Here is a 14,023-nt window from a genome sequence, read left to right as displayed (position 1 = left end):
AGTATCCAACTTCTTTAGGGCTTGCTTTAGCCCTATTGTGAGTTTCATAGTTAGACTCAAATAACGACATGATTTGAACCGTTTTTTATGACTTGATAAGCCCAGTACATGATGTCTAAAACAGTTTTTATCACGGGCGGAGCAGGGTTTATTGGCTCTGCCGTTGTTCGTCATATCATCCGTAATACAGATTATATTGTTGTCAATATAGATAAACTAACCTATGCGGGGAATCTTTATTCCTTATCTGATTTTCGTAATAACCCTCGCCATATTTTTTCTCAAACTGACATCTGTGATAAAGATACTTTAGATGAGTTATTTGCAAAGTATCGTCCTTGTGGAGTCATTCACTTGGCAGCAGAAAGTCATGTTGACCGTTCTATTGATGGTGCAGCAACTTTTATTAAAACGAATGTAGAAGGTACATATCAATTATTGGAGGCTTCTCGTCAATATTGGAATTCCCTATTAACAGAATCCCAAAAAAAGTTTAGATTTCTTCATGTCTCTACCGACGAGGTATACGGAGATTTAGGACAGTCACATGAAATAACTCCCTTTACAGAGCATAATGCTTACAACCCTAGTAGCCCTTATGCAGCTAGTAAAGCAGCCAGTGATCATTTGGTGAGGGCATGGGGGCGAACATACGGATTGCCCATTATTATCACAAACAGTACCAACAACTATGGACCATATCAGTTTCCTGAAAAGTTGATACCGCTGATGATATTGAATAGTTTGGCAGGAAAACCATTGCCTGTATACGGGAATGGGAAGCAAGTCCGTGATTGGTTGTATGTTGAGGACCATGCAGATGCTTTATGGACTGTATTTACACGAGCTTCAGCTGGGGAGACATACAATATTGGTGGACATGAGGAACATCAGAATATTGATGTTGTAAAAAGTATCTGTCATTTATTGGATACGTTTTATCCTGTGACAAAAAACCCAAATACTCCTAGCTTATGTAGTTATGCGGATTTAATAACCTTTGTTAAAGATCGCCCAGGACATGATGTGCGTTATGCAGTTGATACCACAAAAATTAGACAAACACTAGGATGGAAACCACAAAAGACATTTAAAAACGGACTTTGTAGCACAGTAGAGTGGTATCTTCAGAATACATCTTGGTGGCAAATGATTCTTGATGGAAAATATCAGTTGGAAAGACTAGGGTTGGGGCAATCAAGTACAACGAAATTGCCCTAGGCACCAAAGGAAAGTGTAAATGCAGATTGTGGATACTACCATTGCTGATGTCAAAGTCATCCAGCCTAGAGTTTTTCATGATAATCGAGGTTTTTTTCTAGAAACTTTTGAGAAAGAGCGTTATCAGAAAATGCTAGGTATTACTGATGATTTTGTGCAAGATAACTATTCTCGCTCGGTTCAAGGCGTGCTGCGTGGACTGCATTTTCAGTACAAACATCCACAGGGAAAACTAGTACGAGTGGTTAGAGGAGAAATTTTTGATGTGGTGGTAGACATTCGTCCCTTTTCTCCAACTTATGGGCAGTGGGAGGGGGTTATTCTGAGTGAAGATAACAAAAAACAATGCTGGATTCCCCCTGGTCTTGCCCATGGTTTTGTTGTTCTAAGTGCAATTGCTGATGTGGAATATAAGTGTACAGATTATTATGATCCGCAAGCGGAAGGTTGTTTACTTTGGAATGATCCCACAGTAGGGGTAAAATGGCCCATTGAAACTCCTATTCTTTCTGAGAAAGATAAACAAGGGAAATTATTGGGGGAGTTACCTTATTACTATTGATTCTTATACACAAAAATTGATTACTGAAAACCTCAAACTAGAGAGATAGTCTTTAAGGATATGAAAAAAAGAGGTGGAAAATGATCAGAGTATTATTGACAGGAGCTGGTGGACAGGTAGGGCGGTGTTTCCAAGATAGGGTTCCCCCACAATGGGAGGTATTGGCATTGACCTCTGCTGAACTGGATATTACCCATCAAGAAGACGTTAGGCGGCAAGTTTTTAATTTTCAACCAGATGTTATTGTTAATGCTGCCGCTTATACAAATGTCGAACAAGCAGAAAAAAATCCAGTGCAGGCATTTGCAGTAAATGCTGATGGAGTACACTACTTGGCGTTGGTAGCTGAACAAGTAGGAGCTAGACTTTTTCATTTATCAACAGACTATGTGTTTGATGGCAATAAACGCACCCCTTATCAAGAAACGGATACCCCTAATCCCCTTAATGTCTATGGGCACTCCAAATTAGTAGGAGAGCAGATGGCTTTGGCTTATTGTAAAAAGGCAGTTGTGCTAAGAACCTCTTGGGTTTTTAGTGAGTATGGACAGAATTTTGTAAAAACTATGCTGAGATTAGGAAGAGAGCAAAATACCATACATGTGGTTGATAATCAATGGGGGTGTCCTACATATGCAGGAGATGTGGCTGACATCATTATCCAGCTGATACAGCAGGATAAGATACTTAATGGTTTATACCACTATTGCGGTAACCAAATAATGACTTGGTATGAATTTGCCCAGAGGATTTTTACCACGGGAGCATCTATCAAGACACCCCATATTATTCCTATTTCCTCCAATCAATATTCGACAATTGCAGCTAGACCTCAATATTCAGTGTTAAGCATGGATTTGTTAGCTAATTACTGGGGAAGTATGGTGCCAGATAGTACCATCTTATCATTAAGAAAAGTTGTATCTCTACAGAGTGGAGTAGATATTACCTAGCTAATTGTCAATAAGGGCAGTTATTTTCTCTCTGAATTTTGAAACAAAATATAAAAAGAGAAGTTAGCGTTCGAAACTTACTTGCTTAAAACCCAATTTTTTGATGGCAAGAGGAATCTTTTTTATCTCACGAATAAGTTTTGCCATAATACTTTTTTTCTCTTTGGTCTTGACTCTGACTTCAGTGCGTTCTTTTTCCAGTTGACTTGATAGAAGGGTAGTATTTTTCTCCACACGATCGGCTTGAACGCATATAGCTGGAGCGAGTTGATAGACCTTCACCGGATTTGAGTCGTTAAGATAGGTTCTAAACAGAATATGGTCTATCGGATTTAGTGCTTGAACAGGTAATTGTTTTACCAACATTAGCAGGCACCTAGCAGCCTCTTGAGATAGCGTATAACCTGCCATCCCATAGTGGGAGCTATATAAGCGTAGAAAACGGAAACGGTGAAAATTAGGGATAGCACTCTTGCCTAAAGCCACCTTAGAAAGGAACGTTTCTGTTTTTAAAACCCACGGTTCAGATAAAGAAAAGCGCTTTTCTATCCAAGAGCTATCGTTAAAAATTAGCGGGGCATTTTTTCCAAGCAAAACATCGTCTTCAAAAATATGGATAAATGGAAGATTATCATCAATACATTTTTTCCATAATTCTACATGACTCATAAAGCAAGCCTTTTCTCCTGCACTCAGCTTATTTTGCAGTGCCAAGTTGGGAACAAGACTTGCCATAGAAGCCTCGAGCGAGGCACCAGGAATAATGGCATCGAAGAACTGAAAAGCAACATCATGTTGAGAGAACTCATTGATAATGTGATTACGCCTAGTTACGGCGGTTTTCAGACTAATAACATAAGTATGTTGTGAATTTCCCATCATGCGGTGACTTTTTATTGTGCTAAATGTTGATAACAGCTTTCATTGTATAACAAATTGTTTATTCCTTGCCTTTATTTTATTTCTGATTTGATAGTTGTGCCTCTGCATGACGCAGTCCACCCCAAAATAAGGTGATAAATAGGACATAGTACATCATGCCGTTGTTATGCCTAAGAAATGCTTGTGTTAACCCAAAAAGGATATAACTTAGAACAACCAATACTCCAGCAATGGAATAAAATCGTACTGCTTGGTTGGCAGATTTACGGTGACTAGCAAAAAGGCAGAGAGGAATCAAATAAAGCCCTAATAATGTCAAACCGCCTAAGATTCCCTGTTTAACCTGAGCATTGATTAGGTCATTATGGGGATGACCAAAAGAGCTGACAAGTTGAGTTGTTTCCCCCCTATTAGCAAACTCTTGCATCTGTGCTAGGTAGCCATCTTTTCCCCAGCCTAGGATAGGCCTTTCTGCAATAAGTTTCATAGATAGACGCCACATCTCTAAACGAGCCCCCACTGAAGAATTGGTGGCAGAGGAGTTAGTGTTTGGCTTGTAGTGGACAACTTCAGAGATGCTTTCTTGAATACGTTGATGAATATAGTTGTCTGGGGAGTAGTATATGTATGTCCCGACAGCTACAGCGATGGCAGCAGCAACTGATAAATGCTGCCATTTGACTTTATTGAAGTAAATCATTAGCAGAACGATAGCAATAATGATAGCAGGCCATCCTCCACGAGAACCAGAAAGTATGGAGGCACAGCACCCTCCCAGACAGCCTAGTAGCAAGAGACATTGTAGACCTTTTTTATAGGAAAGTTGTGATGGCACAAAGAAGATTGCTATACAAGAGAGCATCCCAATGAGAACGCCTATATTGCCAAATTGAATAGCAACCGTATTACCATGTGCACGATCTAGATGCAGGATATGGACTTGATAGAGAGCAACTCCACCTATGCAAATTCCCCCAATAGCAAGCGACAGGAAAAGAGCCTTACGAGATAACCCTTGACGGAAAATAAGGTAAAAAATAGGAATGCTTAAGAGAAGACGAATCGGTCTATCAAATTGCCGTATGTTGTCTCCAGTAATAAGCAAGGAGACTATAGCAGCCAAGGGGTAGATAATGCATAAGGCAATTAGCCATTTATCCTGTGCAGATAAGCTTACCAATAACTTAGCTTTATATTGCTGGATATAGAAAAAGATAGAGGTAAGGAGTAAAATGGCCGCCCCAATAGAGTAGCCATTTCCTATCGACATCCCTAATCCAAAGATAAAGAAAACACTAATGGTAATAAAACGTGAAAGTAAGGCAGACTGATTCATGATAGAGAAACTTTATTCAAAACCACGGGGATTCTTTTGTTGCCAGTTCCAGCTGTGGCGTACCATATCTTCCAAGCCATATTGTGCTGTCCAACCTAGTTCTTTAGCTGCTTTTTCTGGATTCGACCAACACGCAGCAATATCACCAGGACGGCGAGCGACTAGCTTATGAGGAACCTTGACTTGGTTAATACGCTCAAACGCATTGACCATATCCAAAACCGAGTAGCCTTGACCAGTACCAAGATTCCAAGTAAAGCAACCTTTTTGTTTGTTTAAGTAATTCAATGCTGCAAGATGCCCTTGGGCTAAGTCGACAACGTGGATGTAATCGCGAACCCCTGTTCCGTCATGAGTATCGTAGTCTGAACCAAATATTGATAACTCTTTGAGCTTACCAATCGCCACTTGCGTAATATAAGGCATAAGATTATTTGGAATACCGTTAGGATTTTCCCCGATTAAGCCCGTTGGATGAGCACCAATAGGATTGAAATAACGTAATAGTGCAATAGACCAGCGATTGTCAGAAAGAGACAAACCTTGCATAATATGCTCAACCATTAATTTAGACATACCATAAGGATTCGTCGGTGTGCCAGTCGGACAGTTCTCTGAAATAGGGATTTCAGCAGGATTACCATATACAGTGGCAGAAGAACTAAATACAATATTAAACACTTCTGCATCGCGCATGGCCTCTAGCAAGGTAATCGTCCCTGCAACATTGTTTTCGTAGTATTCAAGCGGTTTTTGTACACTTTCCCCAACAGCTTTTAATCCTGCAAAATGGATAACAGCATCAATCTTGTGCTGTGAGAAAATCTGATTCAAGTGATCTCGGTCACGTATATCTCCCTGAATAAAAGGGACTTGCTTATTGGTAATCTGTTCTACCGCAGCAAGGGCTTTAGGAGAACTATTGCAAAGATTATCGAGGACAAGAACGTTATGCCCTGCATCAAGTAATTCAACAACGGTATGCGAGCCGATAAAACCAGCTCCGCCTGTGACGAGAATGTTCATTTTTTTTCCTTTTTATCAGTAGCAGAATTTATGCTTTTTAAAGCATAAATTCTAACAGTAAATCATATTTAAATAAATATTGTCTGCATAAGACAATATTTAGGTTGAATTGATATAATCCACGTATCCATTTGACTGCATATAAAACTTATGAGCCATTTGCCCGTTCGTCGTCATTCTCGCTGGTATGAGAGAGTTTTTTTTAGCACAACAACACAGATTGTTTTGGTGGCGTTGATTAGTACCATCATACCTGCATGGGTGTTGTGGAGAGGAGACTTTTATCTGTCGCACAATCCTATAAGGCTACACACATTTTATGGGGTGTTGCTTGCGAATATCGGGATTATTTTTACCTTGAGAATGCTGTTAAAGTTTCCAGGGAATAAGTCCAGTAGTTATATTATTTCTACTGTTATCACATGGTATATTTTACTTCTTGGTTTATTTTTTATTTTCAGGTTGGGATACTCGCTAAGTTTATTGTTCATTAGTTTTTGCGCAACATTGACCTATGGTTTTGTCTTGTATTTTTTGGGAAGACGTTGGATTATTCCTAAAATTGCTGTTATTCCCTTAGGTAGAGCGAAGAACCTCATCTTGATTGAAAATGCTACATGGTATGTGTTAACTGACCCAGATGATGTAGACTCGCATAACCGTTTTAATATGATAGTTACAGATTTGCATTCTTCAGAATTGACAGCCAAATGGCAAAAGTATCTGGCCGATTGTGTGTTGAATGGGTTGCCCGTATACAATGCACGTCAGGTGGAAGAGTCCCTAACAGGGAGGGTTCGGATACATCATATGTACGAGAATCAGTTGGGATCATTACTCCCCTCGTATGTCTATTCCCTTATCAAAAGAACGATGGATATTGTACTGACATTGGTGGCATTGCCTGTAGCCTTACCTATTATGGTGCTGGCTGCTATTTGTATTTTTTTAGAGGATGGCAAGTGGTTTATGTTTTCCCAACCTAGGGTCGGTAAAGGGAACAAAGAATTTATGATGTATAAGTTCAGGAGTATGCGAGTAGACTCAGAAAAAAATGGGGCTCAGTTTGCTGATGAGGATGATGAGCGTATTACTCGTGTCGGTAAAATTATTCGGAAGTTACGCATAGATGAGTTGCCACAATTGTTTAATGTGTTAAAGGGGGATATGAGTCTTATTGGTCCTCGACCAGAGCAGCGTTATTTTGCAGACCAGTTTGAGAAACAGATTCCATTTTATGCCTACAGGCATATTGTCCGCCCTGGTATTTCTGGTTGGGCTCAGTGCTTACAGGGCTATGCAGCTGATGTTGAAAATACACAGATTAAATTAGAATATGATTTTTATTACATCAAGCATTTCTCATTATGGCTTGATGTGTTAATTATATTTAAGACAGTTAAAATTATCCTAACAGGATTTGGTGCTCGTTAGGTTTTTTGATAGGATTAAACTATGTTAAAAGCAGTTATACCAGTTGCTGGTCTTGGTACTCGTATGTTACCAGCTACCAAGGCGATTCCTAAGGAAATGCTAACTTTAGCGGATAAGCCTTTGATTCAATATATTGTAGATGAGTGTTTTGCCGCGGGAATTAAGGATATTGTGCTAGTCAATCACTCCTCTAAAACAGCGGTAGAAAATCATTTTGATACTAATTATGAGCTGGAGAGTCAACTAGCAGACAAGGGAAAAACAGCATTATTGAACGAAGTTCAGTCCATCAAGCCAGCCGATGCTTCAGTGATTAGTGTGCGTCAGGGGACAGCAAAGGGGCTGGGGCATGCGGTGCTTGCTGCATACCCTGTCATTGGTGATAATCCATTTGCAGTGCTTTTACCTGATATGCTGATTGATGAGCTTGATTGTAATCCACTGAAGGATAATCTTGCGGCTATGATTAAACGTTATGAGGCTACAGGATTTAGTCAAGTGCTTGTGGAACCCGTACCAGAGCAGGATGTTTCTAAATATGGAGTGGTAGATTGTTCTGGTGTGAAATTGGAAGCGGGTCAATCAGCACCTATGCATGCGATTGTAGAGAAGCCTCCTGTGGAATCTGCCCCCTCTAATTTGGCTGTTATTGGACGTTATGTATTCTCTCAAAATATCTGGCCACTTTTAGCAAAAACAGAAGCTGGGGTGGGTGGTGAAATTCAACTGACTGATGCTATTGCTGCGTTGATGAAGCAAGAAACTGTGGAGGCGGCTGTGATTACTGGTAAGTCGTATGATTGTGGTGACAAGTTGGGTTATGCTAAGGCATTTGTGGAGTATAGCTTGCGTCATGCAAAAGTTGGCCAAGAGTTTGAAGCGTGGTTGAAACAGCGGATTAAGTAATTTAGTCATTGCTATCATTTTTTTCCAGAGGGATACCGATGAAGGGGTAAGCAAAATCATAACTTATCGGAGTCCCTTTTATATTGGTGTTTGGGTAGGATATTTTTGTCCACTCATAGTTAAGCACACCTCGTCTCATCTATCGAAAGAACAGGAAGGTAAGTTAGCAATGAAATTTCATCTTAAAAATCTAAAGAGAAATATAACATTCAAGATAGGGTTGATGAGCAAGAGTCATTTAAATAGAGGTGGATATGCAAGAAAGAATAGTGATAAACAAGGTAACTATAATTTTGGGTGGGTGTAACACTGAAATTCCTGCAAAATCTTAATAGTTCTTTCTATCCCTTGCTGAATATTGTATTTGGCTTTCCAACCCAGCTTTGTATGTAATTTGCTACCATCAAGTCTAGCTTTTGTTGCGGTGCTGTATCCTGCAGACTCTGTGGTATCTGGTTTATTGTAAATAACGGTGGTTCCTGCTAAATTGGCAATCATTGAAGCTAAATCACATAGTCGAATATCTGAAGTGTCATCTGCTACGTTATATACCTCCCCAGAGTTTCCTTTTAGTAATACAGTTAGCAAACCAGCTACAGCATCAGTCACATACGTGTATGAGTAGTATTGGAGCCCTTGACTTTTAAGGACAATATCCTCTTTTTGGAGAGCATTTTTAATGAATTGACTAATTGCTTTGGAATCAGAGAGTAGCATTGTCGGACCGTATGAGCGAGTTAAGCGAGGGATGACAACATCAATATTTTTTTGTGTTATGTAGGCCTGACATAATGACTCTCCACATCGCTTGCTTTCTGGATAGCCTGCTCTGACGGTATTAGGATTAATATATCCACAGTACAGTTCGTCAAATTTTTCTGTGTCCCCTCTATTTTCACCGTAGATTTCGTTTGAAGATGCAAACAGACAGCGGGCATTTTTCTGTTGGCTGGTAAACTCCAACATATTAAGGGTGCCTATAATATTAGTCGTAATTGTTCCAATAGGGTCGGTAGCATATAAAATAGGGTGGGTATTACTTGCTAGATGGATGATGTAGTCGATATTGCCCCAAGTTGCATGAGGTAATGGTTTCGTAATATCGTGAGAGATAAATTGGAGTAAATTGTGTGCTTCGTAGTGTCCGAGCCTAGCTATTGCTTTCTGCTTATCCCGCCCTAGAGCATAAATTTTACAATTAAGTCCTTGATAATTGAGATGCATAATGACATCTATTAGACAGCATCCTATTAATCCTGTTGCTCCGGAAATTAAGAGATTTTTATTTTGTAGTTTTTCCCAAGGAATATTTAAGAATGATAAGGAAGATAAATCTTCTTGGTAGAGGGGATGTGTGTAAATACTCATTTTAAATCTCCGGGAGTTGAGGCTTGCATATTTAAATAAGCTTTGAACATCTCCAAGTCATCTGGCGTAGTTAATTTTATGTTTTTATCCGATCCGGTGGCAAAATAAAGTCTGACTCCAAGAGCAACCATCATAGTATTCGTATAGTGCGAACCATGAATACCAATACCTTTGGTAAAGGCCTCAGTGTACTTGTCGAAGAGTAACGAGAACTTATAGCATTGTGGAGTGGAGACCCTTCGAATCATCTCTCTGGGGATAAATTGGGTGGTTGAGATATCATTATCAACAATAAAGATTTGTTCATTGTATGGCATAGAAGAAACAGCATTTCCGTACTGTTCGCATTTAGTAATGACATCGCTTAAAACGGAAGAATCTACCAAAGGACGTATTCCATCATGGATAATGATATTATCATCGGAATTAGCTTTATCCTTCAGATAAAATACCCCATTGCGGATAGACTCTTGCCCAGTATTTCCACCAGTAATTACCCATTTTAATTTACTAATGTGAAACTGTTTTGCATAATCCTGTACAGTGTCCTGCCATCCATCAATACAGACTAGAAGAATGCTGTCCACTAGAGGATGATCCTGAAAGCTTTCTAATGTGTAAATCAGTACGGGTTTATCATTCACCTTAATAAATTGTTTGGGAATATCTGAACCCATCCTGTTTCCAGAGCCTCCAGCAATAATGATAGCGATATTCATGATGTTACCTTGTGGGACGGTAGGAGTGTAGATTGTTAAATCTAAAAAATTTTGAGGAATACGCTGTCAGTTTATCATGATTGGAAATACGAGGTAACTGAAAAGTCTATTTTTTATCCTTATGAATTTGAAGCATTGGATATTATGACGGTACAATAGCAAAGAGTAATTTTGTTTTGATTATCAAAGGATGGATGTATGATAAGAATAATAGAAAAAATCAAGCGAGTAGTGTCAGCTATTTATGATATACAAAACAGGCTGACGTCTGTTGAACAAAAAATGCCAGAATATTCGTCTCAGGTGGATCAGAGATTAAATACTTATCGGGAGGAGATACTAGAGCATATTAACCGACAAGTGGAGGCGTTGTCTACGCAAGTACTAACACGATCAGATGAGCAAGTGATAATGTTAAAAACAGAATTGGATGGGCTGCTTCATAAAATCGAATCTTTTCGCCATGATGTGCCTCACCATTTTCATACAATAGAAGATCGGATTAGGGAGCAATCAGAGAAGATTGATACACTGTTAATACAAAACAGTCGTAGAGAGCAAGAGGAGTCTCAACCAAGAAGGGTTTTATTTGTGATTCACAATGTCTATACATGGGCTTCGTTAGATTTGATTTACCAGGAGTTTAAGAATCGAGGTGTCCGTATATTAGTGTTAGCTATTGATGCAGATGATTTTAGTAATGGACTGCAATCTTCATATTCTCAAAAAACGAGCTATTATCTTGAGGAAATGAAGATTTCCTACATAAAACTGAATCATAAAGATGTGAATCGTTTCGCTGCCATCCTAACTGCATTTAATCCAGATTACGTCTTTAGACAATCTCCTTGGGATGCTGATATACCTTCTTTGTATTCAGCTCTTAATTTTTCCGCATATAAAACAGTATATGTACCTTATTTTGCATTGGATTTATTCTCTGATTTCCGCTTTGACCAAATTAATATGGATGTAAATCAGAACTTCCATTTGTTGTGTCACAGGATTTACTGTAGTAGTGAAGAGTTACTAATTCAATATCAAAATGAGTATTTAGGATCCAAAGAAGTTGTTCGTTTTCTAGGAAATCCTAAGCTTGAATATGTGGCAACTTATGCTCGGCAACATCTCCATTTTCAAGAAACAGGGTGCGTAAATTTATTATGGACCCCTCACCATAGTCTGTGGGATGAGTGGTTAGCATGTGGGACATTTCACCGGAATTGGTCTTATTTTATCCAGTTGGCGAAAGAGTATGGAGATAGTATTCATATTAGATTAAGAGCACATCCTCTATTATTTCATAATATGAAGGAAAGAGCTGCAACTGATTTGGAAACTTTCTTGAGGGAATGGGACTCTTTACCTAATACCTCAATAGATGAAGCATGGAACTATATGGACTCCTTTAACTGGTCCGATATGATGGTAACAGATGGTGTTTCTTTTGTTGCTGAATACCCATTGACAAGAAAACCTGCTGTTTTTATTGAGAATCCTGCACATCTACCATTCAATCGTAATGGTATGCTAGCAAGCAAGTGTTGTCACATTGCTCATGCGGATGAGGATGTTAAACACTATATTGATGAGTTTAGAAAAGGTAATCTGCATATTAAAGAGCAGGAATTAGCTAATTTTAACAGTGTTGTCCGTTATCAAGGTGCAGCTAAAAGCATTGTGGATGATTTGTTGGGTGACAGCTAGAGCGTGATTTGCTGCGGTTACTTTGTGTTTATGACAGAATGATAAGTTTCTTAAAGAGAGCTCGTACTGACTGAGTTAATCGCAAGCTCTTGTTGGTAAAATTACCTGAATGCGTCCCAATAAGCCTTTGACAGATTTTTTATTCCCTCAAAATCAAGTTTTATTAGACTAATCAAGCTAGCACCTGCATAGATAACAGATACTCTCAAGAATGCCACAGCCTTATTTCCATGTCTAATCTGAACACGGAAAAAATTTCTAAACATATAGTATCTTTTCCATGAGTTTAGGGCTTCTTGTTGGTTAAATGGGATGTGTCGAATAAGATTGGCTTTTTTGACACAGACAATTTTAAAGCCTGCTTTCCTTGCCCGAATGGCAAAGTCTAAATCATCTTCAAAGATGAAGAAAGAGGCGTCAGGAAAGCCAATTTTTTCAAACACTTTTCTATGAATGAGCGGTCCTTCAAAAGGGATAGTAGTGATGGGTATGGTATCCCAGTCTTGAGAAACAATGTCCAAGACTTTTTTGGTTTTAGGGTTGAGTTTAAAAGGATTGTTAATTTGATAGTCTAAGCCAGACAGTTCCGCACAAGAACCATCCGTATTTAAACGCATAGGCTGTAGAATATCAGCTGTAGGAGTATGACGAAGGAGGTTTTCAAGACAATCTGGCTGAAAAGAAATATCATCATCTCCTAACCAAAGATAATCATATCCTGCTTCAAATGCCATTTTAGTACCTATGGCAAATCCACCTGCCCCACCTAGATTGTTACCCGTGTTATGGTAAATCACAGGGATATTACTTTCAGAACTAAATTCATCAACAACAGTTTGAGTATTATCTTGGCTGTTATTATCAATAATATAAATACAGTCAGGAAGAATTGTCTGTTGCTGTGCAGACAACAGCATCTGTTCGAGATACTCACAGCGATTATAGGTAACCACTACCAATGCAATACGAGCTTTAGGCATTATTATTTTAAGAATTGTCTATGACCAGAAAAATCTTTTTTGATACCTGCCATTATGCCAGATAAAACGATTTTTAATTTCTTTAAATTTGGTCTTGTCAGTAAATAAAACCAAATAGCTTTGGTGATAAAGAGCAGAACATGACTTATTCCTCTATAGTCCAGTAAATTGCGCGTATTGTTACGACTCATACAGTAAAGCTTTAATGGTGAATTTGTGTCATTAAATTTTAATTTTCCAAAGAACATGGGAGAGCCTAGGGAGGGCTCCTTGGGGTGGAAAAAGACAGCTTTAACAACGGTGAAAATCTTAAACTGTGTACTCTGTGCTCTCCATGTATATTCCATATCATCTCCCCAGATAAAATATTCTTTTTTAGGTAACCCTATTTTTTCAATTAAATTTTTATGAAAAAGAATACCATTAAATGGCATGACAATTTCTGGAATAATCGATTGATATTGAGTATGTTGAATATCTTGTATGGAGTTCAGAGTCGTCGCTGTTTTGGGAATACGTAAAGGAAATGTTAGTTCGGTAGGGTTTTTGCTGTTGACAACCAATGGACCAATATAGTTTTCTGTCAAAGCAAAGGGGAGTAGGGTTTCAAGACAGTCACGCTGAGGAAAACCATCATCATCCATGAGCCAGATGTAGTCATATCCATGCTCATAAGCAAATTTTATCCCTTCATGAAACCCTCCTGCTCCTCCAGAGTTTTCTGGTAAGTTAAGTAGGGTAAATGATTTATCATTTACCCAACCATGAGATATCAGAAAATCAACTGTTCCATCTGTGCTGGCGTTATTAACCACCACAATGTGGTCGACAGAAACCGTTTGCTGTTTCAGTGCATGAAGACAATTTAACAACAAATTTTTCCGATTAAAAGTGACAACAACAGCACAGACAGAAGATTTGTTATCCAA

13 protein-coding genes are annotated in these 14,023 nt (G+C 38.7%); 6 read left to right on the top strand and 7 right to left on the bottom strand.

Features of this window, described 5'->3' with window-relative positions:
* Window positions 1-111 precede the first annotated feature (111 nt).
* From rfbB to rfbD, 3 genes are all read left to right on the top strand, one after another.
* Window positions 112-1,221 (top strand): dTDP-glucose 4,6-dehydratase, encoded by a 1,110-nt coding sequence (gene rfbB, locus HKX40_RS07215; RefSeq protein ID WP_171589003.1) that lies wholly within the window; start codon window positions 112-114, stop codon window positions 1,219-1,221.
* 19 nt (window positions 1,222-1,240) lie between these two features.
* Window positions 1,241-1,783 carry a dTDP-4-dehydrorhamnose 3,5-epimerase gene (gene rfbC / locus HKX40_RS07210; RefSeq protein ID WP_171588903.1) on the top strand — a complete coding sequence of 181 codons (543 nt, stop codon included), beginning with the start codon at window positions 1,241-1,243 and terminating at the stop codon, window positions 1,781-1,783.
* 80 nt (window positions 1,784-1,863) lie between these two features.
* A complete protein-coding gene (gene rfbD, locus HKX40_RS07205) occupies window positions 1,864-2,736 on the top strand; it encodes a dTDP-4-dehydrorhamnose reductase (protein ID WP_171588902.1) in 873 nt (290 codons plus the stop codon).
* 63 nt (window positions 2,737-2,799) lie between these two features.
* Here the strand turns inward: rfbD and HKX40_RS07200 are convergent, their stop codons facing one another.
* The 3 genes from HKX40_RS07200 to galE form a co-directional block, all read right to left on the bottom strand.
* Window positions 2,800-3,618: a glycosyltransferase family 25 protein gene (locus tag HKX40_RS07200; protein ID WP_171588901.1), complete on the bottom strand. Its 819-nt coding sequence runs from the start codon at window positions 3,616-3,618 to the stop codon at window positions 2,800-2,802.
* Between the two features lie 76 nt (window positions 3,619-3,694).
* The gene (locus HKX40_RS07195) at window positions 3,695-4,954 is read right to left on the bottom strand and encodes an O-antigen ligase family protein (RefSeq protein ID WP_171588900.1); all 1,260 of its coding nucleotides are present in this window, start codon (window positions 4,952-4,954) and stop codon (window positions 3,695-3,697) included.
* 12 nt (window positions 4,955-4,966) lie between these two features.
* The gene (galE, locus tag HKX40_RS07190; protein ID WP_171588899.1) at window positions 4,967-5,980 is read right to left on the bottom strand and encodes a UDP-glucose 4-epimerase GalE; all 1,014 of its coding nucleotides are present in this window, start codon (window positions 5,978-5,980) and stop codon (window positions 4,967-4,969) included.
* A 150-nt stretch (window positions 5,981-6,130) separates the two neighbouring features.
* Here galE and HKX40_RS07185 point away from each other — a divergent pair, with 150 nt between their 5' ends.
* Window positions 6,131-7,414 carry a sugar transferase gene (locus HKX40_RS07185; protein WP_171588898.1) on the top strand — a complete coding sequence of 428 codons (1,284 nt, stop codon included), beginning with the start codon at window positions 6,131-6,133 and terminating at the stop codon, window positions 7,412-7,414.
* Between the two features lie 21 nt (window positions 7,415-7,435).
* A complete protein-coding gene (gene galU / locus HKX40_RS07180) occupies window positions 7,436-8,320 on the top strand; it encodes a UTP--glucose-1-phosphate uridylyltransferase GalU (RefSeq protein WP_171588897.1) in 885 nt (294 codons plus the stop codon).
* Between the two features lie 285 nt (window positions 8,321-8,605).
* On the opposite strand, the gene HKX40_RS07175 is transcribed toward galU, so the two are convergent.
* Window positions 8,606-9,688 carry an NAD-dependent epimerase/dehydratase family protein gene (locus HKX40_RS07175; RefSeq protein ID WP_171588896.1) on the bottom strand — a complete coding sequence of 361 codons (1,083 nt, stop codon included), beginning with the start codon at window positions 9,686-9,688 and terminating at the stop codon, window positions 8,606-8,608.
* Window positions 9,685-10,407 carry an IspD/TarI family cytidylyltransferase gene (locus tag HKX40_RS07170; protein WP_171588895.1) on the bottom strand — a complete coding sequence of 241 codons (723 nt, stop codon included), beginning with the start codon at window positions 10,405-10,407 and terminating at the stop codon, window positions 9,685-9,687. The genes HKX40_RS07175 and HKX40_RS07170 overlap by 4 nt, the downstream gene beginning before the upstream one ends.
* A 198-nt stretch (window positions 10,408-10,605) precedes the next feature.
* On the opposite strand from HKX40_RS07170, the gene HKX40_RS07165 reads away from it, so the two are divergent.
* On the top strand, window positions 10,606-12,114 hold the full coding sequence (locus tag HKX40_RS07165; RefSeq protein ID WP_171588894.1) for a hypothetical protein: 1,509 nt from the start codon (window positions 10,606-10,608) through the stop codon (window positions 12,112-12,114).
* 101 nt (window positions 12,115-12,215) lie between these two features.
* On the opposite strand, the gene HKX40_RS07160 is transcribed toward HKX40_RS07165, so the two are convergent.
* Together HKX40_RS07160 and HKX40_RS07155 are read right to left on the bottom strand one after the other, a co-directional pair.
* Window positions 12,216-13,094: a glycosyltransferase family 2 protein gene (locus HKX40_RS07160; RefSeq protein ID WP_171588893.1), complete on the bottom strand. Its 879-nt coding sequence runs from the start codon at window positions 13,092-13,094 to the stop codon at window positions 12,216-12,218.
* 2 nt (window positions 13,095-13,096) lie between these two features.
* Complete coding sequence (locus HKX40_RS07155) at window positions 13,097-14,023, bottom strand: glycosyltransferase family 2 protein (RefSeq protein WP_171588892.1); 927 nt, start codon at window positions 14,021-14,023, stop codon at window positions 13,097-13,099.

The organism is Pelistega europaea, from assembly GCF_013133775.1.
Taxonomy (GTDB): Bacteria; Pseudomonadota; Gammaproteobacteria; order Burkholderiales; family Burkholderiaceae_B; genus Taylorella; species Taylorella europaea.
Note: the sequence above shows the minus strand (reverse complement) of the source record. Positions and strands in the feature narration are given on the sequence as shown.